This window comes from Variovorax guangxiensis, assembly GCF_003952165.1.
Classification (GTDB): Bacteria; Pseudomonadota; Gammaproteobacteria; order Burkholderiales; family Burkholderiaceae_C; genus Variovorax; species Variovorax guangxiensis.
In genome coordinates, this window is sequence record NZ_RXFT01000012.1 from 113,693 (window position 1) to 139,451 (window position 25,759).

The 25,759-nt window shown below is 66.4% G+C and carries 29 protein-coding genes; 24 read left to right on the forward strand and 5 right to left on the reverse strand.

What is annotated here, in order from left to right:
• The first annotated feature begins 8 nt into the window (after nucleotides 1-8).
• From EJP67_RS24695 to EJP67_RS24710, 4 genes are all read left to right on the forward strand, one after another.
• Nucleotides 9-1,010, forward strand: a complete 1,002-nt coding sequence (locus EJP67_RS24695; RefSeq protein ID WP_126024485.1) for an ABC transporter substrate-binding protein — start codon at nucleotides 9-11, stop codon at nucleotides 1,008-1,010.
• The gene (locus EJP67_RS24700) at nucleotides 1,007-1,990 is read left to right on the forward strand and encodes an ABC transporter substrate-binding protein (RefSeq protein ID WP_420824279.1); all 984 of its coding nucleotides are present in this window, start codon (nucleotides 1,007-1,009) and stop codon (nucleotides 1,988-1,990) included. Before EJP67_RS24695 ends, EJP67_RS24700 begins: the two co-directional genes overlap by 4 nt.
• A gap of 85 nt (nucleotides 1,991-2,075) precedes the next feature.
• Complete coding sequence (locus EJP67_RS24705) at nucleotides 2,076-2,765, forward strand: fumarylacetoacetate hydrolase family protein (protein ID WP_126024355.1); 690 nt, start codon at nucleotides 2,076-2,078, stop codon at nucleotides 2,763-2,765.
• A gap of 101 nt (nucleotides 2,766-2,866) precedes the next feature.
• Nucleotides 2,867-3,784, forward strand: a complete 918-nt coding sequence (locus tag EJP67_RS24710; RefSeq protein WP_240650772.1) for a helix-turn-helix transcriptional regulator — start codon at nucleotides 2,867-2,869, stop codon at nucleotides 3,782-3,784.
• On the opposite strand, the gene pdxR is transcribed toward EJP67_RS24710, so the two are convergent.
• The gene (gene pdxR, locus EJP67_RS24715) at nucleotides 3,781-5,289 is read right to left on the reverse strand and encodes a MocR-like pyridoxine biosynthesis transcription factor PdxR (protein WP_126024356.1); all 1,509 of its coding nucleotides are present in this window, start codon (nucleotides 5,287-5,289) and stop codon (nucleotides 3,781-3,783) included. The genes EJP67_RS24710 and pdxR overlap by 4 nt on opposite strands.
• A gap of 100 nt (nucleotides 5,290-5,389) precedes the next feature.
• Between pdxR and EJP67_RS24720 the strand changes: the two genes are divergently transcribed.
• The gene (locus EJP67_RS24720; RefSeq protein ID WP_126024357.1) at nucleotides 5,390-6,106 is read left to right on the forward strand and encodes a GNAT family N-acetyltransferase; all 717 of its coding nucleotides are present in this window, start codon (nucleotides 5,390-5,392) and stop codon (nucleotides 6,104-6,106) included.
• Between the two features lie 15 nt (nucleotides 6,107-6,121).
• On the opposite strand, the gene EJP67_RS24725 is transcribed toward EJP67_RS24720, so the two are convergent.
• Together EJP67_RS24725 and EJP67_RS24730 are read right to left on the reverse strand one after the other, a co-directional pair.
• Nucleotides 6,122-6,967 carry a symmetrical bis(5'-nucleosyl)-tetraphosphatase gene (locus tag EJP67_RS24725; RefSeq protein WP_126024358.1) on the reverse strand — a complete coding sequence of 282 codons (846 nt, stop codon included), beginning with the start codon at nucleotides 6,965-6,967 and terminating at the stop codon, nucleotides 6,122-6,124.
• Nucleotides 6,952-7,221 (reverse strand): hypothetical protein, encoded by a 270-nt coding sequence (locus EJP67_RS24730; protein WP_126024359.1) that lies wholly within the window; start codon nucleotides 7,219-7,221, stop codon nucleotides 6,952-6,954. Before EJP67_RS24730 ends, EJP67_RS24725 begins: the two co-directional genes overlap by 16 nt.
• Nucleotides 7,222-7,315: 94 nt before the next feature.
• On the opposite strand from EJP67_RS24730, the gene EJP67_RS24735 reads away from it, so the two are divergent.
• From EJP67_RS24735 to EJP67_RS24815, 19 genes are all read left to right on the forward strand, one after another.
• A complete protein-coding gene (locus tag EJP67_RS24735; protein WP_126024360.1) occupies nucleotides 7,316-7,645 on the forward strand; it encodes a hypothetical protein in 330 nt (109 codons plus the stop codon).
• Entirely contained in the window at nucleotides 7,642-7,818 is a 177-nt protein-coding gene (locus EJP67_RS33700) for a hypothetical protein (RefSeq protein WP_165909693.1), read from the forward strand. The genes EJP67_RS24735 and EJP67_RS33700 overlap by 4 nt, the downstream gene beginning before the upstream one ends.
• On the forward strand, nucleotides 7,815-8,027 hold the full coding sequence (locus EJP67_RS24740) for a hypothetical protein (RefSeq protein WP_126024361.1): 213 nt from the start codon (nucleotides 7,815-7,817) through the stop codon (nucleotides 8,025-8,027). The genes EJP67_RS33700 and EJP67_RS24740 overlap by 4 nt, the downstream gene beginning before the upstream one ends.
• Nucleotides 8,024-8,476: a hypothetical protein gene (locus EJP67_RS24745; protein ID WP_206169553.1), complete on the forward strand. Its 453-nt coding sequence runs from the start codon at nucleotides 8,024-8,026 to the stop codon at nucleotides 8,474-8,476. Before EJP67_RS24740 ends, EJP67_RS24745 begins: the two co-directional genes overlap by 4 nt.
• A 460-nt stretch (nucleotides 8,477-8,936) precedes the next feature.
• Nucleotides 8,937-10,130: a replication initiation factor domain-containing protein gene (locus EJP67_RS24750; protein ID WP_126024363.1), complete on the forward strand. Its 1,194-nt coding sequence runs from the start codon at nucleotides 8,937-8,939 to the stop codon at nucleotides 10,128-10,130.
• A gap of 21 nt (nucleotides 10,131-10,151) precedes the next feature.
• Nucleotides 10,152-10,478 carry a hypothetical protein gene (locus EJP67_RS24755; RefSeq protein WP_126024364.1) on the forward strand — a complete coding sequence of 109 codons (327 nt, stop codon included), beginning with the start codon at nucleotides 10,152-10,154 and terminating at the stop codon, nucleotides 10,476-10,478.
• Nucleotides 10,479-10,483: 5 nt separating this feature from the next.
• Nucleotides 10,484-10,747 (forward strand): hypothetical protein, encoded by a 264-nt coding sequence (locus EJP67_RS24760; protein WP_126024365.1) that lies wholly within the window; start codon nucleotides 10,484-10,486, stop codon nucleotides 10,745-10,747.
• Entirely contained in the window at nucleotides 10,747-10,884 is a 138-nt protein-coding gene (locus EJP67_RS33705) for a hypothetical protein (protein WP_165909694.1), read from the forward strand. The genes EJP67_RS24760 and EJP67_RS33705 overlap by 1 nt, the downstream gene beginning before the upstream one ends.
• Before the next feature lie 237 nt (nucleotides 10,885-11,121).
• The gene (locus EJP67_RS24765) at nucleotides 11,122-11,334 is read left to right on the forward strand and encodes a hypothetical protein (RefSeq protein WP_126024366.1); all 213 of its coding nucleotides are present in this window, start codon (nucleotides 11,122-11,124) and stop codon (nucleotides 11,332-11,334) included.
• A gap of 97 nt (nucleotides 11,335-11,431) precedes the next feature.
• A complete protein-coding gene (locus EJP67_RS24770) occupies nucleotides 11,432-11,656 on the forward strand; it encodes a hypothetical protein (protein ID WP_126024367.1) in 225 nt (74 codons plus the stop codon).
• Nucleotides 11,657-11,759: 103 nt separating this feature from the next.
• The gene (locus EJP67_RS24775) at nucleotides 11,760-13,196 is read left to right on the forward strand and encodes a hypothetical protein (RefSeq protein WP_126024368.1); all 1,437 of its coding nucleotides are present in this window, start codon (nucleotides 11,760-11,762) and stop codon (nucleotides 13,194-13,196) included.
• 19 nt (nucleotides 13,197-13,215) lie between these two features.
• Nucleotides 13,216-13,533: a DUF2523 family protein gene (locus EJP67_RS24780; protein WP_240650773.1), complete on the forward strand. Its 318-nt coding sequence runs from the start codon at nucleotides 13,216-13,218 to the stop codon at nucleotides 13,531-13,533.
• Complete coding sequence (locus EJP67_RS24785; RefSeq protein WP_126024370.1) at nucleotides 13,530-14,900, forward strand: zonular occludens toxin domain-containing protein; 1,371 nt, start codon at nucleotides 13,530-13,532, stop codon at nucleotides 14,898-14,900. Before EJP67_RS24780 ends, EJP67_RS24785 begins: the two co-directional genes overlap by 4 nt.
• 401 nt (nucleotides 14,901-15,301) lie before the next feature.
• Complete coding sequence (locus EJP67_RS24790) at nucleotides 15,302-15,904, forward strand: recombinase family protein (protein WP_240650774.1); 603 nt, start codon at nucleotides 15,302-15,304, stop codon at nucleotides 15,902-15,904.
• Between the two features lie 31 nt (nucleotides 15,905-15,935).
• On the forward strand, nucleotides 15,936-17,249 hold the full coding sequence (locus tag EJP67_RS24795) for a hemolysin family protein (RefSeq protein ID WP_126024372.1): 1,314 nt from the start codon (nucleotides 15,936-15,938) through the stop codon (nucleotides 17,247-17,249).
• 10 nt (nucleotides 17,250-17,259) lie between these two features.
• A complete protein-coding gene (locus EJP67_RS24800) occupies nucleotides 17,260-18,255 on the forward strand; it encodes a serine/threonine-protein kinase (RefSeq protein ID WP_126024373.1) in 996 nt (331 codons plus the stop codon).
• Between the two features lie 40 nt (nucleotides 18,256-18,295).
• Nucleotides 18,296-19,276 carry a VWA domain-containing protein gene (locus tag EJP67_RS24805; RefSeq protein WP_126024375.1) on the forward strand — a complete coding sequence of 327 codons (981 nt, stop codon included), beginning with the start codon at nucleotides 18,296-18,298 and terminating at the stop codon, nucleotides 19,274-19,276.
• 7 nt (nucleotides 19,277-19,283) lie between these two features.
• A complete protein-coding gene (locus EJP67_RS24810; protein ID WP_126024376.1) occupies nucleotides 19,284-20,624 on the forward strand; it encodes an adenylosuccinate synthetase in 1,341 nt (446 codons plus the stop codon).
• Between the two features lie 237 nt (nucleotides 20,625-20,861).
• Nucleotides 20,862-22,742 carry a WD40/YVTN/BNR-like repeat-containing protein gene (locus tag EJP67_RS24815; protein WP_126024377.1) on the forward strand — a complete coding sequence of 627 codons (1,881 nt, stop codon included), beginning with the start codon at nucleotides 20,862-20,864 and terminating at the stop codon, nucleotides 22,740-22,742.
• 39 nt (nucleotides 22,743-22,781) lie between these two features.
• On the opposite strand, the gene EJP67_RS24820 is transcribed toward EJP67_RS24815, so the two are convergent.
• Nucleotides 22,782-24,518 carry a YadA family autotransporter adhesin gene (locus tag EJP67_RS24820; RefSeq protein WP_126024378.1) on the reverse strand — a complete coding sequence of 579 codons (1,737 nt, stop codon included), beginning with the start codon at nucleotides 24,516-24,518 and terminating at the stop codon, nucleotides 22,782-22,784.
• Nucleotides 24,519-24,700: 182 nt separating this feature from the next.
• On the reverse strand, nucleotides 24,701-25,723 hold the full coding sequence (locus EJP67_RS24825; protein WP_126024379.1) for a GlxA family transcriptional regulator: 1,023 nt from the start codon (nucleotides 25,721-25,723) through the stop codon (nucleotides 24,701-24,703).
• Nucleotides 25,724-25,759 lie beyond the last annotated feature (36 nt).

Sequence of the window (25,759 nt, forward strand, 5' to 3'; positions counted from 1 at the left end):
CGAACATGATGACCCCCACTCTTTCCCGCCGCAGCGTGCTGCGCGCAGGCGGCGTCGCCGCCGTGGTCGCCTCGGGTGGCCTGATCGCCTCGCAGGCCTTCTCGCAGCAGTCCCGCAAGCTCACCTTCGCCTGGAACGCCTCGGCCTTCTGCCTTTCGCCCGTGGTGGTGGCGCAGGAGCGCGGTTATTTCGAGCGCAACGGCCTGCAGGTCGACCTCATCAACTACACGGGTTCCACCGACCAGCTGCTCGAATCGCTGGCCACCGCCAAGGCCGACGCCGCGGTGGGCATGATCCACCGCTGGCTCAAGCCGCTCGAATCGGGCTTCGACGTGAAGATCGTCGGCAGCTCGCATGGCGGCTGCGTGCGGCTGGTGGGCGCCAAGAGCGCGGGCGTCACCAATCTCGCGAGCCTGAAGGGCAAGACCATCGGCGTGTCGGACATCGCGAGCCCGGGCAAGAACTTCTTCTCGATCCTGCTCGCGAAGAACGGCATCGACGCCGACAGGGACGTGACCTGGCGCCAGTACCCTGCCGACCTGCTCGACATCGCAGTGAAGAAGGGCGAGATCCAGGCCATTGCCGACGGCGATCCCAACATCTACCTGATCGAGAAGCGCAACCAGGGCGCCTACGTCGAAGTGGCGAGCAACCTCTCGGGCGAATACAAGGACAAGGTCTGCTGCATCGTCGGCGCGCGCGGCGAGTTCGTGCGCAAGGACAAGGCGACGGTCGCCTCGCTGGTGCGCGCCATCGCGCAGGCCTCCGACTACGTGGCCGAGAACCCGAACGAGTCGGCCAGGCTCTTTTCGAAGTATTCGCCGAACGTGGCGGTGGAAGACCTGCGCGCGCTGCTGGGCACGCTCACGCACAAGCACCACCCGCTGGGTCGCAACCTGCGCGACGAGGTCGAGTTCTACGCCCGCGACTTCCGCGGCGTGGGCGTGCTCAAGAAGACCACCGACCCGGTGCGCTTCGCCGACTACGTTTCCTTCGATCCCCTGGCATGAACAGAAATACGAGCCGCATCCGCATGAGCCACAACAGTTCCCGTCGTCAGTTTCTTGTTCAGGGTTCGGCCGTTGCCGCTGCCGTCACCTTACCTGGCGTGGCATTCGCGCAGGGTCGCCCGGTGCTGAAAGCCGGCGACCAGAAGGGCGGGCTGCGAGCATTGCTCGAAGCCGCGGGTGGACTCGAAGGGCTCAGCTACGACATCCAGTGGTCGGAGTTCCCGGCCGCCGCGCCGCTGGCGGAGGCGCTCAATGCCGCCGCGGTCGATTCGGGCCCTATCGGCGACGCGCCACTGATCTTCGCGCTGGCGGCCGGCACGCGCGTGAAGGCCATCGGTGCGAACCGTTCCGACTCCTACGGCACGGCCGTGCTCGTGCGGCCCGACTCGCCGCTGAAGACCGCCGCAGACCTGAAGGGCAAGAGCGTCGCGACCAATCGCGGCTCCATCGGCCATTACGTCACGCTCAAGGCCATCACCTCGGCCGGCCTCAGGCCCGAGGACGTGAACCTGCGCTTCCTGGCGCCGGCGGACGCCAAGCTCGCGCTCACGCAGGGCTCGGTCGACGCCTGGGCCACCTGGGAGCCCTACACCGCGCTGGCCGAGGTGAGCAAGCACGCACGCGTGCTCGTGAGCGGGCGCGGGCTGCTGCCGGGGCTGAGCTACCTCGCGGCCACCGACAGCGCCATCGCGGCCAAGCGACCGGTGCTGCAGGACTTTCTGCAGCGCGTGGTGAAGGCGCAGCTCTGGTCGTACCGCAACGTCGATGCCTACTCGGCCGCGCTGGCGCGCATCATCGGCATCCCGCCCGAGGCGGCGAAGCTGCAGTTCGAGCGCAGGCAGCAGAAGTGGGTGGCCATCGACGCGCAGGTCATCGCCGACCAGCAGGGGACGGCCGACTTCTACCGGCAGGTCGGGCTCATCAGGCAGCCGCTGGACGTGAAGGGCACCTTCGACACCGGCTTCGGCGTGGCCGGCTGAACGAAAAATGCACGACCGTAGCTGAGTCCAAGACTCGCGTAGTTGCGTGCGCGAGGCGCGGAGTTGCGCTGGCTAGAGTCGTCGCATGACTTCCTATGCCATTTCCCCCGCACCCGTCCATTCGCTGCCCATCCAGGGCGATCAGGTCCGCTTCCCTGTCAATCGCATCTTCTGCGTGGGCCGCAACTACTCCGAGCACGCCCGCGAGATGGGCCACAACCCCGACCGCGAGCCGCCGTTCTTCTTCATGAAGCCGGCCAGCGCCATCGTGGCCGACGGCGGCGAGTTCGCCTATCCGCCGCTGTCGAACGACGTGCACCACGAGATCGAACTCGTGGTCGCGCTGAAGACCGGCGGCGCGAACATCGCCGCCGCCGACGCGCTCGGCCACGTCTACGGCTACGCCGTCGGCCTGGACATGACCCGCCGCGACCTGCAGGGCGAGGCCAAGAAGATGGGCCGTCCCTGGGACACCGGCAAGGCCTTCGACGGCTCCGCGCCCTGCGGCGAGCTGGTGCCGGTGGCCAGGGCCGGCCATCCGGCCAGCGGCGAAATCCGCCTCGACGTGAACGGCGCCCAGCGCCAGGTGGGCGACCTCGCCGACATGATCTGGAACGTGCCCGACACCATCGCCTACCTCTCGACGCTGTTCACGCTGCAGCCCGGCGACCTGATCTTCACCGGCACGCCGGCCGGCGTGGCGGCGGTGCAGCGCGGCGACCGCATGCGCGGCAGCGTGGCGGGCGTGGGCGTGCTCGAAGTCGCGGTCGTCTGAGCCCGAAGACAGAGCGCTCGCCAGATCCGGCGGGTGCGGTCGGATCGCCGGTGCGCAAGATGGCGTACGCTCACGGGCGAAAGACGAAGACGCCTGCCCCGATGCGCTCCTCCACCCCCACGTCAGTCCGCACCTACGGCATGCACGAGCGTGCCGACCACCTGGACTTCGACATCCGCTTCCAGGGCGCGCGCAACGAACTCACGCTGCCGCACCGGCACGCCTATTTCCAGATCCAGGTCGGCATCGAGGGCAGCTCGCAGCAGTCCATCGGCGGCGAGGTGCGCCCCTTCGGGCCGCGCCACCTGAGCTTCGTGCTGCCTTACCGGGTGCACGTGATCCCGCATCCGCCCGAGGCGCTGTACTGCATCGTCAACTTCGACCAGCGCTTCCTGTGGCCCGAGCTCGACGTCGACGCGCTCGACCTGGAAGACGTGCCGCTCGCCCGCCATCCCGACCTCGCGCCCTTCCTGTTCCAGGAGTACGTCGACTTCGCCTTCGACGAGGCCGACTTCGCGCGCATCCGCGGCTGGCTCGACGAGCTGCATGCGCTGAACGCGAGCCGCAGCTTCGGCGCAAAGACTGCCATGCGCGGCATCCTGCAGCAGATCGTCGGCCTGGCCTGCATGCGGCAGGAGAACGCGCTGATGCGGCTTTCGCTGCAGCACGACGGCAAGACTTCGCAGCGCGACGCCCTGCAGCGCGTGGTGCGCTACGTGCGCGACAACCTCGACAAGCCGCTGTCGCTGACCGACGCCGCGGCGGCCGCATTCCTTTCGCCCAACTACCTGGCCAACCTGCTGCGCAAGGAAACCGACCGAACCTTCACCGACCTCGTGACCGAGCGGCGCATCGAGCGCGCGAAGGAGCTGCTCGCGTCCACCTCGCTGCTGGTGCGGGAGATCGCGCACCAGTGCGGCTTTGCCGACGAGGCGTACTTCAACCGGCGCTTCCGGCAGGTGGTGGGGAGCACGCCGCGCAATTTCAGGCGCGAGCACGTGGTGGGAAAGCTCGGCTAGACGCCGCCGGGTTCCGAGGCCCGCGCGAGCTGCGACAGCCGCGTGACCAGCGGCGCGAAGAGCTCGCTCGCCGTGTTTCCATAGCCCAGCACCAGCCCGTTGTCCGATGGCATCGGCCGCATCGCGAAGCCCGACAGCGGCGTGGGCGCGATGCGCTGGCGCAGCGCCTCGGCGGCGATCCTCCGGTCGTCGAAGCGCCCGGGCAAGCGCACGGTGAGATGCATGCCGCAGTGGCCGCCGTCGATCTCGTGCGGCACCTCGAAATGCTTTTCGAGCGCGAGCCGCAGTGCCTGCTGTCGGTCGCGGTACAGCCTGCGCATGCGGCCCAGGTGCCTGCTGAACTGGCCGCTCTCGATGAAGTCGGCCATGGCGAGCTGCTCGTGGCGATGGCCGCCGCGCAGCATCTCCTCCAGCGGTGCCTGCACGGCGGACACCAGGCGCTCGGGCAGCACCAGGAAGCCGAGCCGCAGCGACGGGAACATGGTCTTGCTGAAGGAGCCGACGTAGAGCACCGGCGCGTCGTCCACCAGCCCCTGCATGGCCACGATGGGCTCGCCCGTGTGGCGGAACTCGCTGTCGTAGTCGTCCTCGACGATCCACGCGCCGTGCCGCCGGGCCTGCGCGATCAGTTCCAGCCGGCGCGCGATGCTCAGCACCGAGCCGGCCGGGTACTGGTGCGACGGCGTGGTGTAGACCAGCCGCGGCGGGTGCTTGCGCCAGTCGCGCTCGCTCACGCAGAGGCCCTCGGCATCGACGCGCATGGGCACGATGCGCATGTCGCCCGCATGCATGGCGGCTTTCGCGCCGCGGTAGCCCGGATCTTCGACCCAGCCGGTCTCGCCGGGGTTGGACAGCAGTCGCACGCACAGCGAAATGGCTTCCTGCGCGCCTTCGGCGATGACGACCTGCCGCGGCTCGCAGCGCACGCCGCGCGCCACCGACAGGTGCCGCGCAATGGCAGCGCGCAGCGCCGGCTCGCCCAGCGCGTCGCCGTAGCCCAGAGCCGCGCAGCCGCCGCCGCGGATCGCACGTTCCAGCGAGCGACGCCATGCGGCCAGCGGAAAGTGCGACAGCGCGGGCACCCCGGGACGCAGCGCCGCGCCCATGTCGGCACGTGAAGCGCTCGGCAGGATCCTTGCGAGGCGCTGCGCGGTGGCCGGCGTGCCGGCCTGCTTGCCAGCACGCTCACGCTTCGATGGCGTCGGCGACGAGAGCTCGGCCACGCGTGTGCCCTGCCTGTCGGGCCGCACATAGCCTTCGGCCGCCAGATGCTCGTAGGTGGCGGTGACCGTATTGCGCGAGATGCCGAGCGCCTCGGCCAGCGCACGCGAGCCCGGCAGGCGGCTGCCGGGGGCGAGGCTGCCGTCGAGGATGGCGTTCTTGAGGCGGTCGTGCAGCTGGCGCTGCATCGGGCCCGACCGGCGCTCCCTGGAGAGCGGGGATTCGAGCAAGGAAGAAGGCGGCAAGGGGGGAGGCGGCAAGGGGGAAGTGGAGCATGGCACCATGAAATTGCTTCTGCATGGCACTTCTCGTGGCGCCACGTTGCGGCTACTTTAGCGTTCTCCGGCCCCTGCCGTTCACCATCCACCGAAAGAGCTTCCACCCATGTCAGCCCGCCAGAACGAGTTCGGCCAGTCCATCGGCCCCGAGGTTCCCGAATGGACGCCCCGCGCCCTGCCGCCGCGCCGCGTCATCGAGGGCCGTTTCTGCAGGCTCGAGCCGCTCGACGTTGCGAAGCACGCCGACGATCTGTACGCCGCCTATGCGCAGGCGCCCGATGGTCGCGACTGGACCTACCTTGGCGTGGAGCGGCCCGCCGATCTGGCCGGCCTGCGGGCCTATGCCGAGCGCATCGCGAAGAGCAGCGATCCGCTGCACTTCGCCGTCGTCGACATGCGAAGCGGCCGCGCCGTGGGTTCGCTGGCGCTGATGCGCATCGACCCGGCCAACGGGGCCATCGAGGTGGGCACCGTCAACTTCTCGCCACTGCTCAAGAACACGCCGATGTCCACCGAGGCGCAGTACCTGCTGATGAAGTTCGCCTTCGACGAGCTGGGGTACCGCCGCTACGAATGGAAGTGCGACAACTTCAACGAGCCCTCGAAGCGCGCGGCGCTGCGGCTGGGCTTCAGGTACGAGGGGCTGTTCCGCCAGGCGGTGATCTACAAGGGCCGAACACGCGATACGGCGTGGTTCTCGATCATCGACAGCGAGTGGCCGGCGCTGCGCACGGCCTTCGAGCGCTGGCTGGCGCCCGGCAACTTCGACGAGAAGGGCGGCCAGCGCATGTCGCTCGACAAGTTTCGGCTGCCTTCTTCCTGATTCCTCCGCCGCCGGCTACTTGCCCGGCTTCTGCGCCTGCTCGCACTCGACCTGGATCAGCTCGCGCTCGTCCAGCGTCGCGCCGATGCGTACCGCGCTGAGGCAGCCGCCCCAGACGCAGCCGGTGTCGGTGGACAGCAGGTCGGGCCGCGAGAGCCAGCCCAGCGTGGACCAGTGGCCGAATGCGACGGTGGCGTTGGCCGTCTTGCGCCCGGGCACGTCGAACCACGGCATGTAGCCCTCGGGCGCGGTGGCGGCGCTGTCTTTCGCCTCGAACTCCATCACGCCGTCCGCGGTGCAGAAGCGCATGCGCGTCAGCGCGTTGACGATGGCGCGCAGGCGGGCGCTTCCGGTGAGCGTGTCGCTCCATCGGGCCGGCTCGTTGCCGTACATCGACATCAGGAATTCGCCCAGCGCCGGGCCGCGCAGCACCGACTCGAGTTCGGAGGCCAGCACCAGCGTGTCGCCCACCGTCCATTGCGGCAGCACGCCCGCATGCACCATCAGCAGGTCGCCGGCGCCTATGCGCATGTGCAGCGCCATGTGCTGGTTGCGCAGCCAGTCGAGCAGCGCCTCGGCATCCGCGGCGGCGAGAAGCTCGCCCAGCGTGTCCTTGCGGCCGGCCTTGCGCGCGCCGTGCGCTACGCCCAGCAGGTGCAGGTCGTGGTTGCCCAGCAGGCTCAGTGCCGAGGCGCCGTAGCCATGCACGTGGCGCAGCACCGCGAGCGAATCGGGGCCCCGGTTCACCAGGTCGCCCAGCAGCACGAGGGTGTCGCGGCTGGGGGAGAAGTCGATCTTTCGCAGCAGCCGCTGGAAGGGGGCGTCGCAGCCCTGCACGTCGCCGATCAAGAAAAGTGCCACGCCGGACTCAGAGTCTTGAGTAGTGCTGCCATGGGGCTGTTGTCCTTTGCGTCTTCGGCGGCTTCTATCTCGGTGATCTCGCGATTCACCTTGTCGAAGTTGAGGCCGAGCACGGTGCAGAACACAAGCGTTTGAGGGCGGGTGGGGAGGCGCTTGCGGTGCTTCCAGTTGCTCACGCGCGAGGCGGGGATCCCTGCTGCTGCGAGCTGGCGCACTTGATCTGCTGTCAGCTTGTCGAGCGCTTCAAAAAACATGTTGACACCTATTTGCCGATTTGGTAAATTACCAATACGGATTGCCAAATTGGCAATACCAGTTGGTTAGCCAATTTTGCCACTAGGAGCCGCCATGCACCAGACCTCTCTTCTCGATTGCGTACCTCCCGCCGATAGCGGCTCGATTGGCAGCTTGGCGGCTCTGGTCGAGTCCGTGCGGGAGGTGCGCTCCGGCCGTCGCCCGATCCACGCTGACGCTGCCGCTCGCGTCCGTGCTCACCGCGCCGCAAAGGCCCGCATCGACTTCACGGACGATCCGAAGATCAAGGCGACCATCGCCGGCATTGCTGATGAACTGGGCTGCTCTGAAGCCGATGTGCTGCGGTCGTTCACTCGCTTTGCTCTGACTAATCGCAACTGGAAGCAAGTCGGGCTCTATGGTTCTAAGGGGCTGTCGTCGTGAGCGCGCGACTTTGGGATGAGCTGGCGCATGCGACGTTCGTGCAGGGCCTGCTGCTGGAGTTGTTCTTTCTGGCGGCTGATGGGTCGCCTGAAGAGGCTGTTTTGCTCAAGGCTGGCACTGCGCAGGACCTGCGGGTTTTGGCACTTGAGCAGGCCTATGAGGCGTGCCGATGACCGCCGCCGAAAAGCTCGGATGGAAGCGCCGCGCCCACGTGGCGATCAGCGCTCCTATCCCTGCGTCGATCCGTAACGGCGGGGTCGTGGCCTCCGCTCAATACCGTGATGACGCTGCTATCTGCGCAGCGTTCGCGCGTCGTGGCGTCCAGCCTGAGCGCGCACGTTGCGCCATCCTTCGCCTCGAAGGCGTTCAGGGGCGGCTGTGAGGCTCATTCCGAAGCATCAGCAGGCCGGCTATGTCACGCCGCAGGCGCGCCCTTGCTGCCGTAACTGCCAGTTCATGACTGGCGAGGAAAACGGCCTGAACCAAGTCACCTACTGGTCTTGCCGCAAGCACGGTTTTGAGGTTCGCACTGGCGGTATCTGCCCGGACCATCCTCGTGCCGCATCGATTCCCGGTGTTGCTGCGCCTGTTCGCGTGTCGCGGCGGGTTGGTTTGATGGCGGTGCCTGCGGACCAGTACCCAGCTTGGGGAGAAAGGAGCCAGGCTCCTGCGTCCCCAGACTGGGGAGATTCCAGTCAGGCGGAAGACTCCCCGGAATGGGTGAATGCTCAGATGGCGTTCATCAGGGATGAAGAGGCTACGGGCTCTCCTGTGCTGATGGCGCTCGCTGCTGAGCGTCGTCGCCAGCTCGGCATGGAGCCGCGTGCATGACCTCCATGACGGCCTACGCGGCCGCCCAGCTCGCCCTACGCGCCTGGGCCTTCGCCTCGCCCCCTTCCTTGCCGAGCGGCTGTTCCATGGCGTGCAGCCATGGCCCGCACATCGCTGCGGCGCAAAGCGACGTAGCCCGCCAACGGCGTGTGATCCACCTGGAGCGCGAGGGATCGTTAGTCGCGCAAGCGATTGAGACACCGTACCCGGTGGCTCAACCCGAAGGGCCAGAGCCCGGTCCGCAGGACGCGCCCGGCCTCGATGGCGCCTGCCTTTTGCAATGCCTGTATCTGGCAGACCGCTGCGATCGCAACTGCGCAGGCTGCGCTGTGACTGCGAGCGCGCGGCGGGAAGGGGCCCCGCTTGCGGGGAAGGGCACCGCGCAAGCGAGCGGGCGGCAGTGCGGCAAGCGCCCCGATGGTAATCACGGGGAGAGTAATTCGACCGAAGGGGAGACGCCATGACCAGAGTCGCGGCTAAGAACGCATTGGTGTTGGATGGCAACACCGTCAAGCTGCGACTGATGGCGGAACGCCAGTTCAGCAAAGCCCTCGTTCATATCGACTGGCTGCGCTTCACCGTTCAGCTGCGCAACGCACCCCCGTTTCTCACGGACAAGCGCGCAGAGACCACCAGCATCTGGGACGAAGGCTACCGGTTGAACAAGCTGTTGAGCATCATCAACGAACTGCCCGACCCGGAACGCGACGCATGCGGACAAGCCGCAGGCCTTGCGGACCGCGTCTGCATGGCCCTCGGCTTCGAGTTCACCCGCGCGGCAGACCTCGGCAAGGGTCACGACTTCTACAAGCGCCGTTGGTCGATCCAGCGCAATGGTGCGGAGGTCGGATGGGTCGGCTTCGGCGCATCGTCGGACAGCCCGCGTCAGCGCAGTCAGGCGGAAACCATCCACGTGAACCTGTACGGCCTCGCCTGCACGTTCGCCGAGCACGGATGGAATGACCGCATGGCAAAGATCGTCGATGACCTCGATGCCAAGATCACCCGTGCAGACCTCGCGCTGGATTTCTTCGAAGGCTTCCAAGGCGGCATCGAGCGCGTCAGCGAAGAGTACAAGGCCGGTCTTTGCGATGTTAACGGCCAGCGCCCGAAGATGCGCGATATCAACTGGCTCAAGGGCAGTTCGCGCTCTCTCTACCTCGGCTCCAAAGAAGCGGGCAAGGAGACCAACATCTACGAAAAGGGCGATCAGCTCTTTGGCGAAGAAGCCGGTAGCGACTGGCTGCGCTTCGAGCTGCGGTACGGCAACAAACTGCGCTACCTCGAAAGCGACATCCTGCGGCGTCCGTCCGACTTCTTCGCGGGTGCCAGCGAATGGCATGCAGCCATCCTGCGTGAAGCAGGCGAGATAGCCCTCCCCGAACGTGTCAGCACCACGCCGAAGGCCGCGCTGATGAGCGTTAAGGCCGAATGTGTGCGCAATGCACGTTGGGCCATGGAAACCGCCGCGCCCACCATCGCCACGCTCTTCCAGTATCTCGATGAAGACCAGTTCTTGGAACTGGTGACCGGCAAGAAGCTGCCGAAGCGGCTCCAGTCCTTCTCGAAGGCCGATCTGCAAGAGGCGTTCGGCGAAGCCTTCAATCAATTCGTAGTCCCGCGATCTGGCCCAGTCGCGATGGGACTTCATTAACTCGGGCTCGGAGCATCCATCATGAAATTTCCCACGCAAGTCATCGTCCACGCCGTCAAGGAATCGAAGGGCGAATACAACGGCAAGCCCTTCAGCAGCTGCACGTTCCACTGCGAAGTCGATCTGAAGGAAAACAACGCAGGCCGGTCCATCGGTCGCGTGACGCGGCCTTTCAAGCTCGGCGATGCATCCGAGTTCGACAAGTGGGCGCACCTGGGCGGCTCGTTGCCCATCACCGCTGACGCCGTATTCGAGCTGGAAGCCGCCAAGGAGGACGGTAGCAAGCTCGTGCTGCTCGAAATCAAGCCTGTCACACGTGCCGGCCAGAAAGCCGCCACGCCGGCCTAACTGCCATGCGGCTCATTGTCCAAAGCTTGGCAACGGGGCGCTTCCTGGCGCCCTCGCAGGACGACGGCCAGCCCGAATGGGTTCGTTCACTTGCACAAGCTGGCGGCGGTGTGGTCGATGACGCGGAGCGCGCGGTGCAGCTCCTCCATGACTACGCCGACGCGGACGACGAACCGGTGATTGTGGACCTCGATGTACTCGGGACTGTCGAGGATACCGACGAACACCAATCGCATTTCGTTGCCGGTAACGGCGAAAGGGATCACTGATGCAAGCGCTGTTCGGCTTCGCTGCAGGCCTCGCGGTCTGCGCACTGATCTGGATCGATGGCGAGCGCGCTGAGAGGCGTGTGCGTATCGAACGTGCACGCCGTCGTGTGCATGCAAACGTGCCGGTGATCAAGTGATCCGGTACTTCATCCGTCGAGTCGTTGGCGCGATTGCGTCGCGGCTCGTTGGCCTTCTGTTCAAACTTTGGAGGTGATGGTTATGCGTTGTATGTGCTACATGTGCACGTATGTCGGTGATGTTGAGGAGTTCCAGAGCCATAACGAGGATCTCGCTCCTGACCTTGCCGAGACCGGCGTGTGCCCTTTCTGTGATGCGTTTTTCGACGATATCTCGGACGTAGTTGTTGAAGAGTGATGCGCTACCTCGTCTGCATTGTCGATGCTGATCCTTGTCCGACGGACAGCATCGCTTCACTGCCCTTTCTTGAGACTGTGGATTTCACGGCGATGGGCATCACGCCTGAGGTGTTGTTCTACGTCTTCGGATGGGGCTTCGCTGCGGTCTTCTTGTTCTGGCTATTGGGCCTCGGTACTGCTATAGCGCTGGCAATGATTCGCAAGCTCTGATCAGCCGATAGTCCTGCGTGCAGGTTTATCGGATGTCGGCTTCTCGGCATCGTTCATCACTTCAACTGCAAAGGAAATCGAAATGAAGGTCTTTACCATGGCTCGCAAGTATGGCTCGAAGGCGCTGGCCGTCGCTGCGCTGGCAACGGCTTCGGTGGGTGCGTTGGCTCAAACGAGCGAAAACCCCATCGTCACGGTGCTCAACAGTGTGTCGCTGGCCGGCGTGGCTGCCGCTATCGCTGCGCTGGCGCTCGTGATCGTGGCCATCGCGCTGACGATGAAGGGCCCGGACGTGGCCAAGCGCATCATCCGCAAGGTCTGACGGCCATGCTCGCGGGCGCACTCCTGGCCCTTTTCTGGGCGATCATTCTCCTGATTGGGGCCATGGGTGCGCTCGCGTTCGTGGCTGGCTACAAGGCTGCGCCATGAACTGGATTGTTGGCGCATTGGTCGCGTTTGCCCTTGCGTGGGCCGGTGCTCAGGACGTTCATGCTGCGCAGGTCGGGAAGGGTTCTGGGCTGTCGATAGGCCGCACTGGTCCGAGTACTGCAAGGGGGACAGTGAAGCCATCGGGTAGTAGTGACTTTGACAATCTGCTCAAAGGGCCTGCGAATCTCAAGGATGGCAAATCGGATTTCGAGCGTCTGCTCGATCTTCCTTTCAAGCTGCCCGATATTCCGGCGGACAAGGCTTCTCTTAAGGGCGTGCTCACGCCAAAGAACATCGGCAAGGCTCTGCGCGGTGGTGTTCAAGGTTATGTTGCTGGCGAAGCTTTCAAGCGTCTTGCGGAGGCCGCGTGCGTTCGCCTGATGGGTGGCTCGATGCAGATGACCGATAGTGGGGCATGGGAAGAGTGTGTGCCCGGTGCTCCCCCGTCCCCGCAGTCTGACGGCTATAACTATTCTCCGCAAAATGCAGCTCCATGGTTCCCTACTCGGCAAGGTGCGTGTGATCGCGCTGTGACTCTTCAATCTACTTCTGCTGGGTATACGAACTACACGAATTGGAGTGGTGAGGTTTTTACATCCGGTGTTGATGTTGGCAACTGTCTCGTTAAGGCGAAGTCTCCGGGTGGTGATCCCTTTAGCACGGTGTGGCGCATCTACCGTCAAGCGTCTACTTGCGCTGCTGGCAAGTATGTTTGGTCGGACGGTACATGTCATGATCAGCCTCAGGTTACTGATGTGACTTGGCGTCCTATCACGACCAATCAGGCGCAGCAAAAGTTGGAAGAGGCTATCAAGCTTCCTGGTAACGCTAACGATGTCTGGGATGCTATCCGCGACTATGTGGACAAGGGTGGCAAGATCGATATTGATGAGCCACTGTCTGTGACCGGTCCTGCTCAGTCTCCGGCCAGTGTCACGTCTTCACAGACTAGTAGCGGTGGTCAGACATTGACTACCACGAATACTACGGTGATCAACTACAACTATGCAGGTGACACCATTACGGTCAATCAGATGACTAGTAGTGTCACGCGAAATCAGGCCGGTGATGTGGTAAGTAGTACTACGTCTAGTGGTCCACCGCCGCCTAGTGATGAGGCGCCGACAGATACGCCTCTTCCCCCAGTTCCGGACCTCTATACGCGCAAGTATCCGCAGGGCATGGAAGGCATCTACGACCAGTACAAGGATCAGCTGAAGGGCACTCCGGTCGGGCAACTGGCTAAGCAGCTGATGCCTAATATCGGTGATGGTGGTGTGTGTCCGTCGTGGCCACTCAATTTGAATCTAGCTGACTGGGCTCAGTATGGTACGCATGATGTTGCTCCGCCTTGCTGGATATGGGACGTGGCGAAAGCCATCTTGATTCTTTCTGCCTTGTTGCTTGCACGCGCGCTTATCTTCGGGGGCTAATGTGGCTGCTGCATTCACGATGCTGTTTGCCAAGATCGCTGCGGTCTTGGTCTGGATTGGCGAGTTATTCGTAAAGTGCTGGCTTGCCGTTTGGGATCTGGTACGCGATGCTGCGTGCTGGCCTTTTGAACAGGTGATGAAGATCGTGCTGAAGGCTGTTCAGGGAATAGATCTGTCTGGTATTCAGCCCTATGTGAATGCCGCTGGTGGTTTGCCTGCTGAGATCATCAACATTCTCGGATTGCTCGGTGCCGGTACGTGCATATCGATCATCGTTGCGGCGATTGGCATTCGTCTCGTGCTCCAGTTGATTCCTTTTACGAGGCTCGGATCATGATCAACGGCCTGGAAGGTATCCCCGGCTCGGGGAAGAGTTATGAGGCGTGCGTCTTTCAGGTGCTCGCTGCGCTGAAACTCGGGCGCAAGGTGATCACGAATCTTCCCCTTGAAATCGATGCCTATGCGGCTATTGATCCGGCTTACCGTGAGCTCATCGAGATGCGCTATGTTGCCGCGCCTATACGTGGGTCGTGGGACGCTGATCGTGTTGATCCTGCGACTGGCAAGGGAAGTGCGTTTGAGCTGTTTGATGATGGTCACGTAGAGGGTCCTGCCGAAGGCTCGCGCCCTTTTGGTACTGTGTGGTGCTATTGGTCTGATTGGAAGCATCCAAAGACCGGGCAGGGTCCTTTGTTTCTGGTCGATGAGTGCCATGTGCCGATGCCTAAGCTCGGTACGTCGAAGGCTGTTGTCGAGTGGTACAAGCTTCACCGCCATTTCAACTGTGATGTGCTTTTGGCCACGCAGCGATTCAGGGCCCTCTGCCCTGATATCGCTGAGATCATGGCTATGGTGATCAAGGTGCGTAAGGCTGACGTGCTTGGTCGACCCGATGAGTACATTCGCAAGGTCCATGCTGGATACCGTGGTGCTGTGATTCAGGAAAGCGTCCGGAAGTATGAGCCGCACTATTTCTCTCTCTATCGCAGTCACACTCAGGGTAATGCGGTGATCGAAGCTCCTGCGTCGGATGTTGCGCCGGTGTCGGTCAGAGTGAAGCGGTGGACCCGTACCGCTTGGGCGTTGGTGGCTGTGGCGATCGCGTTTAATGTGTGGTTCTTTTCGCAGGGCGCGAAGCCTAAGGACAATGCTCCGGGCTTCCAAAGCGCTGTTATCAAGCCTGATGGAAAGACTGATTTCGAGGCGATAAAGCGTATAACGGATGCGGATGCTGCTCGCAGGGGTGATGTGGCGAAAGCCGCCACTTCGGCCGATGAGGGGGCTTCTGCTCAGGCGTCTCCTGTTGACCCTGAGCCCTATGGTGGCAAGGGGTTGCATCTGACCGGGATGATGCGTCTCGGTGGGCGAACTGTTTACACGTTCGCTGTGTCCTCGACGGGGTCTGTAGTGACGGCGGTCACCAGCGAGGATCTCGTGGCTGTGGGCTATCGTTGGCAACCGCTGACGGATTGCGCTGGCTATCTCCGGTGGGGCACTGTCGCCAAAGCAATCACGTGCGACGCGCCGCAGCGTGGTATTGGTTCGCCTGAGCGGCCGTTGGTTATGCGGGATGGTTACGGCTCTGATGGCCGTGTTCCTGTTGGTGCTCGCGGTGGTCAGGCGCCTGCGGGCAGCGCATCAGAGGTGCTGATCGACGGCCCGGGTTATCGTGATCCGCTCTCACTGAAAGGCGGTCGAGGCTGAGGCCTGTTTGTAGCGCCGTGGTGCTGCGGTTGGGCCGCCGGTATCGGCATCGAAAGATCGCGATTCGTTTCCGGTTACCGCGTCATTCGCCAAATGATGGCTATTAGCGCTGCGATGCAGAGCCACACCAGTAGCTGAATGGTCCAGTGCCAGTTTTCGCCCCATAGCTTGGGTGCGCTGCCGGCGTTGATTCTACGGATCATGGCATCTGGGTCTTGGTGCCTTGTAGTTGGCTCTGCCTCCGTCGTCTCTCGGTCCAGTTGTTCGCGCTGTGCTCTGTCTTTCCAGTACCAATCGCGGTCTTGCACTCCCATGGGGTTTCTCCTTTCCGGTAGTCTACAAGTGCTTACAAAGGTTTCAAGAGGTCGGGAGGGGCTGTTGTGCTGATTGGGTACGCGAGGGTGTCCACGAATGAGCAGGAAACGAGACTTCAGAGGGATGCACTGCGTCGCGCGGGTGTGAGGCAAGTGTTTGCCGAGAAGACCAGCTCTGTAGGGGCTAGGCCTGAATTGCAGCGTGCGTTGGCCAGTATGAAGCGAGGTGACGTGCTGGTCGTCTGGAAGATGGATCGCTTGGCGCGAAGCTTGAAGGATTTGCTGTCGTTGCTCGAGCGTCTTGAGGGGATGGGGTGTTCGTTTCGGTCGCTGACTGAGCCGGTAGACACCTCGAGTGCGATTGGTGAGCTGGTGCTGCAGATACTGGGGTCGGTCGCCCAGTTCGAGAGACGGTTGATTCGCGAGCGCGCTATTGCGGGTCAGGTTGCGGCGTATCAGCGAGGTGTTCGCTGGGGAGGGCAGCCGCGAGTTCTGTCTGATGAGGATGCTGAGGAGCTCGTGCGCTGCAAGCGGTCGGGTTACTTCTCGAATGAGCAGCTTTCGGAGATGTTTGGCTGTTCTATTTCGACGGTGTATCGGACTTGGTGGCTCGCTGAAAACCCGTCAGCAGCGAAGCTGAGAACGCGAGGATTGCCGGTCCTTGGCGCTTACATGTCTCCAATAAAGTAAAGTGCCATTCCCCCATTCTCTCCCTCAGTTCATGGATGTCTTCCTCCTGGCCTTGCTGACCACGCTGAACGCGTTGTTCGCAATGTCCGAAATGGCCCTTTCCACCAGCCGGCGCGCACGTCTCGCGGCATTGGCCGAAACGGGAGACGCCGGCGCGGTGGCCGCGCTGAAGCTGATGGAATCGCCCACGCAGTTCCTCTCGACGGTGCAGATCGGCATCACCTCCATCGGCATGCTCAGCGGCATCGTGGGCGAGGCCGCCTTCGCCGAGCCGCTCGGCGTGTGGATGGAAGGGCTGGGCATGGGCCGCGGCACGGCCAGCATCGCGTCGACCGCGCTGGTGGTCACCTGCATCACCTTCTTCACCATCATCTTCGGCGAGCTGGTGCCCAAGCGCATCGGCCAGCTCTATCCCGAGCCGGTGGCGCGCTGGGTGTCGCGTCCGATGCGCGGGCTGGCCAAGGGCGCAAAGCCCTTCGTGTGGCTGCTGGCGGGCGCCACCGCCACCACGCTGAAGGTGCTGCGCATCGACGCCAACGCGGCGCGTTCGGTGACCGAGGAGGAAATCTCCGCCAGCCTCGAAGAGGGCGTGGACGCCGGCGTCATCGAGCAGCACGAGCACCAGATGGTGCGCAACGTGTTCCACCTCGACGACAGGCGCCTGTCGTCGCTGATGATCCCGCGCGCCGACATCGAATGGCTCGACGCCTCCTTCACCGTGCAGCAGGCGCTGCAGAAGGTGGCCGACGCGGGCGCGCTCAATCTGGTGCACTCCTGGTATCCGGTGTGCCGCAATTCGCTGGACGACGTGGTCGGTGTGATCAGCGTTGCGCACCTGCTGCGCCTGGGCCCCGCGCATACCGGCGTGCTGGGCCAGGAGGCGTCGCCCGCCGTGTTCGTGCCCGAAACCCTCACCGGCATGGAGCTGCTGGAGCAGTTCCGCGCCCGCGCCGGCCGGCTCGTGTTCGTGGTCGACGAATACGGCGTGGTGCAGGGCCTCATGACGCCGCGCGACCTGCTCGAAGCCATCACCGGCGAGCTGCAGCCCGGCATGCAGACCGACGCCTGGGCGCACCAGCGCGCCGACGGCCTCTGGGAGCTCGACGGCCTCATGCCCGTGTCGGAGCTGCGCGCGCGCCTGGGCATTCGCGAGCTGCCCGACGAGGAGCGCGGCCTCTACAACACCGTGGCCGGCCTGCTGATGGCCGTGTCGGGCCACCTGCCGGAGGTGGGCGAGCAGATCGACTGCGCCGGCTGGTGCTTCGAGATCGTCGCGCTCGAAGGCCGCCGCATCGACCGCGTGCTGGCCTCGCCCGATCCGGCCGCGCCGCCCAGGGAAGAGTAGGGCGCGGGCCATGCTGTCGCTGCAGGCTCTCAGCTGCCCCCAATGCTCCGCGCCATTGCCGCGCGCCGCCCGTTGGCGCACGGTGAACTGCAGCTACTGCGGTGCCACCGTGGTGCGCGGCCAGGAGATCGTCGAGCGCGAGAGCTTCCGTGCCGCATGGCGCCGGGCCAATGCCGACGTGCCCGGCGGCCGCGTTCTTGCGTGGCGCGGCGGTCGCTACCGCGTGCTCGCGCCGCTGGCCACCGGCGAGCACAGCGATGTACTGCTGGCCGAACGACTGGGCGCGCTGCCCGAGCGCGTCACCTTCAAGCTTGCACGCGAGAGTTCGGCAGACGGCGTGCTGCAGCGCGAATTCACCGTGCTGCAAACCCTGCAGGATCTTTCCGTGCCCGGCGCGGCCTACTTCACCCGCCGCCTGCCGCAGCCGCTGGCCATCGGCGTGGCCGAAGGGCTGGCGAGCGCAATGAGCGACGGCTCGCGGCAGGCGCTGGTGTTGCGCCACCCGACCGGCTTCTGGGGCAGCCTGCAAGACGTGCGGCAGGCCAACCCGCAAGGCATCGACCCGCGCCACGCCGTATGGATCTGGCGCCGCATGCTGGAAGTGCTGGCCTTCGTTCATGGCGCCGGCTGGACGCACCGCGAACTGTCGCCCTCGCATGCGCTCGTGCATCCGCGCGACCATGGCGTGCTGCTCATCGGCTGGTCGCGCGCGCAGCAGGCCACCGGGCCGGCGCACGACGCGGCCGTCACGCGCGACCTGATGCAATCGGCCTGGGCCGTGCGCGCCGTTCTGCACGGCGCAGCAGCCGGCGAGCCCGGCCTTGGTGCCCACACACCCGCGCCTCTCGCCGCCTTGCTGCGCGAATGCAGCGAGGACGCAGCCGCCTGCGGGCGCCTGGGCGCGCAGGGCATCGAGCAGGCGCTGTCGGCGGCTTCGCGCGAAGCTTTCGGTGCGCCGCGGTTCGTCCATTTCGATCCGGCGCTCGCACCGCACGCCGGCGCCTGACGCAAGGCATACGTACAACAGTCACAGAGGAGCAGAACCCATGGGCTACGGAAACTACTCGCACGCCGCCCACACGGCACTCATCGCCGACCGCGCCGCGAGACCGGGCGCGGAAGTCTTCACGCAGCGTTCCACGCATCCGCTGATGAACCCGCAAGGGCTCAAGGTGCGCGAATCGCGCGACAACGCCGACCATCCGAACTCGCTGGGCATCGCCTTCGCGCTGGACGTGACCGGCTCCATGGGCGACATCCCGCAGATCCTCGCGCGCCGCGAGCTGCCCACCTTCATGAAGCTGCTGACCGATTGCGGCGTGGCGGACCCGCAGCTCCTGTTCATGGCCATCGGCGACGCCAACTCCGACCATGCACCGCTGCAGGTCGGCCAGTTCGAATCGACCGCCGACCTCATGGACCAGTGGCTCACCTGGAGCTACCTGGAAGGCGGTGGCGGCGGCACCGGCGAGGAAAGCTATGAACTCGCCTTCTACGTGATGGCGCAGCACACCGACATGGACTGCTGGGTCAAGCGCAGGAAGCGCGGCTACCTGTTCGTGACGGGCGACGAGCTACCCTATCCGGCCGTCTCGCGCCACCAGATCGAGGGCCTCATCGGCGAGAAGCTCGACGAGGACATTCCCATCGAGGAAGTCATCGCCGCCGCGGCCGAGACCACGCATCTGTTCTTCCTTATCCCCGACGCGCAGCGCCGCCGCCGCTGCGAAGGCCGCTGGCGCGAGCTGCTGGGCGACCACGTCATCTGCATGGACTCGCCCGACGACGCCTGCGCCGTGGCCGCCGGCATCGTCGCCCTCACCGAGAAGGCCGTGCCCAGCCTCGAAGCGCTGGCCGGCGTTATGAGCGCCACCGGCATGGAGAAGGAACGCGTGGGCGGCGTGCTGCACGCACTCGACGCCTATGCCGCGCTGCTCGACCCGGGCGCGCCACGTCATGCGCCGCCCAGCGTGGCGGCAGCCGCGGGCGGTGCGCGCTCGTCGTGGTGGAAGCGGCTGTTCGGCTGACAGCCGTGTGACGGCGCACGCTCGCACGCACTACGTCTCGCTGCTGGGCCTCGGCTTCGGGGACTGCGGCAAGGGGCTCTTCACCGACCACCTCGGCGGCGCGCTGGACGCCCACACCGTGGTGCGCTTCAACGGCGGCGCACAGGCCGGGCACAACGTCGTGCTGGCCGACGGGCGGCACCACACCTTCTCGCAGTTCGGCGCCGGCAGCTTCCATGCGGGCGTGGGCACCGTGCTTGCGAGCCCGGTGGTCGTGCACCCCACGGCGCTGCGCGTGGAGGAAGCCGCGCTGCGCCGGGTCGGCGTGGAAGACGCCTTCGGGCGGCTGCTCGTCGACGCGCGCTGCCGCGTGACCACGCCGTTCCACCAGGCCGCAGGCCGCCTGCGCGAATTGGAACGGGGCGAGGCCGCGCACGGCAGCTGCGGCGTCGGCGTGGGCGAGACCGCGCGGCAGGCGCTGGCCTCGCCCGATGAAGCGCTGCGCTATGGCGATCTGCGCGATCCTGCACGTGCATTCGAAAAGATCGAAGCGCTGCGCACCGCGCTTCTGCACGAGTTCGCGGCCAGCCCGGCGCTGCGGCACGCCGATGCCGCGCAGGAAATCGCCATGCTGCGCGACGACACGCTTGCGCGGCGCTGGCTGGAAGCCGCCGCACCATGCGTGGCGCAATCGCCGCCCGCGAGCATCGACCGCATCGCCGAACGCCTCGCACGGCCCGGCACCGTGATCTTCGAGGGCGCCCAGGGCGTGCTGCTCGACGAATGGCACGGCTTCCATCCGCACACCACCTGGAGCACCATCTCGACCGCCGCCGTCGAAGCCGTGCTGCACGATGCCGGCATCGACGCCGCCGTCCAGCATCTGGGCGTGCTGCGCAGCTACCTCACGCGCCATGGCCCCGGCCCGCTGCCCACGCACGACCGCATGCTCGATGCGCGGCTGGCCGAACCGCACAACGCCGACGAAGGCTGGCAGGGCGCATTCCGCAGGGGGCACCCCGATGCGGTGCTGCTGCGCTATGCGCTCGATGTGGTGGGAACGCTCGACGGGCTGGCGGTGAGTCACCTGGATGCCATCGAGAGGGCAGGTTTGCGATGGTGCGCGGGCTATCGCACGGACGATGCGGGGCGGATCGCTTCGCTGCCCCTGGGCGGCGTGCGGGACCTCGATCACCAGCAGGCGCTGACGCAGTTGCTGCAAGGCGCCGAGCCGATCTACGAGCCGCATTTCATCGCCACGCCGCATGCGTGGGTGGAGCACGCAGAGGCGCTGAGCGGCCTGCCGGTTCGTTTCGGCTCTTTCGGGCCGACGCGGGAGAGCGTGCGAGGGCGCAAGCATCTGCCCTGATCGAGAAGGCGGGGGGCAGCCGGCGGCGGCGCGTGACCTGTCCATTCAGCGGCAAAAAGCGGGTTCTGTTGCAACGAGCGCCTCGTTCCGGGCTCCTGGCATGCCGGCCGACGTCTCTGTACGCCTGCTACCGGTTTGTCGAGATGTGACTTTGTGCGGCATTTTCTTACAATACGTTGCGTTTCATTTCGCCGGTGCAACCCAAATCGCGCCTTCGTACATTCACCGCGCCCGCTCATGCCTTCGTCCAGACTTGCCTGCTTCTGCGTTCGCAATGCCCGCCTGGCCGCAGGCCTGATTTCCGCTGTGGCGTTGGCCGCGTGTGGCGGTGGCGGAGGCGGTGCGGGCAGCGGGGCATTCTTCGTTCCCCCCGCGCAGCAGCCCGCCGCGCCTGCGCCCGGCGGCACATCCGGCGAATCCACCGTCCTGATGCGCATCAAGCCGGAGGCGGTCGGCGTCAACTGCACCCTGGGCGGTGCACGCGTCGAGGCCGGCCTGGACGCCGACAACGATCACGTGCTCGCGGACAGCGAAGTCACGTCCACCCAGTACATCTGCAACGCCACCGCCGGGGCGGATGGCCTCAGCACGCTGGTGCGCATGCGGGCCGAGCCCGCCGGCAGCAACTGCGCGCAGGGCGGCTCGCAGGTGCTGGCCGGCAAGGACCTGAACCGAAATGACGTGCTCGAGGATGCGGAGGTGACGAGTTCTGCATACGTCTGCGGCGGTGCGCCGGGCGCCACCGGCGCAGCGGGTGCTGTAGGGTCGAATGGCCGCGACAGCCTGCTCGCATTCGCCGCCGAAGCACCGGGCGGCACCTGCGCCTATGGCGGTCAACGAGTGCAGTCCGGGCTGGACCTGAACGCCAACGGCGTGCTCGACGCCGCGGAGGTCACGGCCACGGCCTACGTGTGCGCGGCCGCGCCGGCCGACACGCGCTGGGTCAGCGTCACCGCCTCGAGTTTCCAGACCGAGTCGAACACCGGCTATCAGGCGAATTCGAGCACCGGCGTCACGCTCACGCTGCCGCCCGCGCCCACGGTGGGCGATTGGATCAAGGTGGTGGGGGTGGGCAGCGGCGGATGGACCATCGCGCAGAACGCGGGGCAGCGCATCGACACGCGCGGCCTGCCCGGCGGAACGGACTTCGACTGGCGCCCGGTGTCGCCCGCCGGCAGCTGGAGCGGCATTGCCTCGTCCGCCGATGCCACCCGCCTGGCGGCAGTGTCCACCAGCGGCGAGCTGTACACCTCGGATGATTCCGGTGCGACCTGGATCCCGCGCCTCATAGGACAGCCCTGGAGTGGGATCGCTTCTTCCAGCGATGGCCTCTCGCTGATCGCTGCATCCAACGGTGGTGCGCTTTACCGCTCGACCGATGGCGGCCTCAACTGGACCAACGACGGATCGTCCCGGGCCTGGAGCGCGGTGGCCAGTTCCGCCGACGGGTCGCGCCTGGTCGCGACCGCCTACCTCGGGCAGATCTGGACCTCGGCGGATGGCGGTGGCAGTTGGACGGCGCGTGAATCGAGCCGCGCCTGGCGCGCCGTGGCCTCTTCGGCCGATGGCCGGGTTCTGGTGGCGGCCACCAATGGCTCCCAGCTGTTTGTCTCGACCGACTATGGCGTGAACTGGGCCGCGCGCGCGAGCGGCCAGTTCTGGTGGTCGGTGGCGGCATCGGCGGACGGCAGCACCCTGTACGCCACCGTGGACACGGGCGCGATCTGGCTCTCCACCGATTCGGGTACCACATGGGAAGCGCAGACCGTCAGCCGTGATTGGCGAGGCATTGCCACGTCCGCCGACGGCCGCTACGTCGTGGCCGCCACCAGCGGTGGCCGCCTCTACGAGTCCGGCGACAGCGGCCGGACCTGGCGCGCGACCAGCGACGGCGGTAGCTGGACTGCGGTCGCGAGCAGCACCGACGGCCTGAAGGTGGCCGCCGCCAAGGCGGGCTCGGCCATCCAGCTCGGCACGCGTCGCACTTCGACCACCCTCGGCACGGCCGGGTCGATTTCCGGAGGGCAACAGGACTCGCTGGAGCTGCAATACGTGGGAGGCGGCGTGTTCACGCCCGTCGGCTATGTGCTGGCCAATGCGGCATTCGTCGTTCGCTGAAGCCGCCGGCCCACGACCAACCGATGCTGCACCCGCGCCTCACCACGCATACCCCGCCTGCACCCGAGCAGCCATCCGGCTGCCGCTCCCGCTGCTGGTCGCGGTCGAAACCCCCACGCCCAGGTTCAGGTTGTCGCTGACCTGATAGCCGAAGGCTACGCCCACCCCCGACGCGCCCGCGTAGTTGCCCACGGCGGCGCCCATCCATTTCTTCCCCGCAGCCAATGTCGGCATCGACGGCATGGCCAGCGCGGCCGCGACGCCCTGCGCGGCGAAGGCGTTCGCCTGGCTGGTCGCGTTGGCCACCGCCTGCTGCAGCTGGCCGAGGTTGACGGCGTCGGTGGCCAGCAGGCCGGGCGCGACATTCGTGATGCCGCGCAACTGGTTGGTGGCTGCGTTGCCGACCGACACGGTGTTGTCCCGGTCGGCCACGGAGCCCTGGCCCAGCGCCACCGCGTTGTTGCCGCTGGCCAGCGTGTTGGCGCCCAGCGCGACGGCGTTGTTGCCGGTGGCCACGGCGTTGTTGCCGACGGCGGTGGTCGGGTCGGCCAGCGCCCTCGCGCCCGCGCCGATGGCGACCGAGCCCGCATGGTTGGCCTGCGCGCCGTTGCCGACGGCCACGGTGTTCTCGCCGCTGGCCTGCGCGTTGGTGCCCATCGAGGTGCTGCCCGCGCCGCTGGCGCCCGCGCCCGGGCCGCAGGCCACCGAGCCGCTTGCGCTCACCGCGCACACGCCGCTGGACAGGGCCTGGTTCATCAGCGACTGCAGCGCGCTGACCTGCTGCACGGTGAAGTTGTTGGCGGTGGTGATGGCCGTCTGCTGCGCCTGCTGCACCTGGCCGACGTTGGCCGCGTCGCTGCTCGCCTGGCCGGCGGCCACGTTGTTGATGGTGGTGCCCGCGCCGCCGTTGGCGTTGAGCTGCAGCGCGGTGCCGCCGGCGCCGTACTGCGCCGAGCTCTGCGCAAGGCCCAGGGCCGTGTCGGAGGTCTGCTGCACGGTGTGGAGCTGGCTGCCGTTGACTGCGTCGGTGCTGGTGGCGTTCACCGCGCCCGCGCTCACGTTGACGAGGGTGCGCGTCTGGCCCGCCGAGCCGAAGGAAACCGTGTTCGCCGCGGTGGCGACCGAGTTGGCGCCGATGGCGATGCTGTTGGCAGCGCCGGCCGCGACCTGGCTGCCCGAGCCGATGGCCACGCCGCCGGTGGCCAGCGCCGACGCGCCGGCGGAACCGTTGTAGGCGCCGCCGATCGCCGTGCTGCCGTTGCCCGATGCCACCGCGCCCCGGGTGGTGCCCGATGCGCTGCCGATGGCGACCGCCGAGGTGCCCGATGCCTGTGCGCCGCTGCCGCCGGCCGTGCCGGGGAAGCCGCAGCAGCCTTCCGCGCCCTGGCCTCCCGCGCCGACCGCGATGGCCCCGCTGGCCGAGGCCTGCGCGCCGCTGCCGCCGGCGCCGCCCGTGCCACCCGCGAAGCCCTGGCCGGCAGTGCCGCCGCCGCCGATGGCCGTCGCGCCGTTCGCGCTCGCGCTGGCGCCGGCTCCGCCTATGCCGCCGCTTCCGCCGGCGGTTCCGTTGCTGCCGTCGCCGCCCGCGCCGATGGCGGTGGCGCCGTCACCCTGGACCGTGGCGGCGGCACCGCCGCTGGAACTCGTCCAGCCCGGCTGGTTGGGCCCCGGGTTGCCCGGGGCGCCGGCCACATAGCCTGCCGCGTGGGCGCTTCCGATGGCGAGCAATGCGGCGGCCTGCAGGCTTCTGAATACGTGTTTGGGCTGAATGGTCATGAGTTCCTCCTTCGCTGAAACGGCAGACAGACAAAAAAACTGCACGAGTGTGTGTTTTTGTTTCCAGTGCCGCCATCCCCGAGAACTGGTAAATCCGGCCCTTTCGGGGCCGGTCATGAGCCTTCGCCCGTCGGGCTGCCCTTCAGTGGGAACGCGAAGGGCGGCCGCCGCGATCGGACTGCTCAGCGGCCCTCGCGGGCGCCCTCGTCGCGATAGCCTTGCGGCGTCACCCCGTGCTGGCGCGCGAACGCGCGCTGCAGCGCATCCACCGAGCGGAAGCCGCTGCGGCTGGCGATCTTCTCCTGCGTCCAGCCCGTCTGCCGCAGCAGTTGCGCGGCGGCGGCCACGCGGGTCTGCTCGACGAAGCGCGCGGGCGTGCAGCCGGTCTGGGTGGCGAAGGCGCGCGCGAAATTGCGCGGGCTCATCTGCACGCGCCCTGCCATCGCCTCGACCGACAGGTCTTCCTGCGGATGCGTGCCTATCCACGCGACCAGCTCGCGCAGCCGGTGGCTGGCCGTGGCCTGTGCCTCCAGTGCCTGGCTCAGCTGCGGCTGCTCGCCGCCGCGCAGCATCGGCAGCGCCAGCGTGCGGGCGATGTCCATCGACACTGCATGGCCCAGGTCGTCTTCCACGAGGGCCAGCGCCAGCTCGATGCCGGTGGTGACGCCGGCGGAGGTCCACATCGGGCCGTCCTGCACGTAGATTCGCTCGCGCTGCACGCGCACCCGTGGGCGCAGCTGCTGCAGCATGTCGCAGGCGCTCCAGTGGGTGGTGGCCTCGCGCCCGTCGAGCAGGCCGGCGGCTGCGAGCGCGAAGGCTCCGGTGCATACGCTGCCCACGCGGCGCACGCGCGGCGCGACCTCTGCGATCCATTCGCTCACCTTCTGTTCGAGGATGGCAGAGCGCACCGAGGGCTCGTCGCCGCCGGCCACGATCAGCGTGTCGATCGCGGCCGGCAGTTCGCGCAGCGCCAGCGTGCCCGCGAAGCTCAGGCCGCCGTTGGTGGGCACGCTGCCGCCCGCGGGCGACGCGATGTGCAGCCGATAAGTGCCGGGGCGCATCTGCTCGGCCTTGCTGAAGACGCTGGCCGGGCCGGCGATGTCGATGGCCTCGACGCCATCGAAGGCGAGCAGCACCACCGCGCCGCCGGCGCCATGGCTGGCAGAAACAGCGGCTTCTTCGTCCTTGTGGGGCAGGGTGGGCATTCTTAGTCTCAGGGCATTGCTTGCAGCCATGGAGGA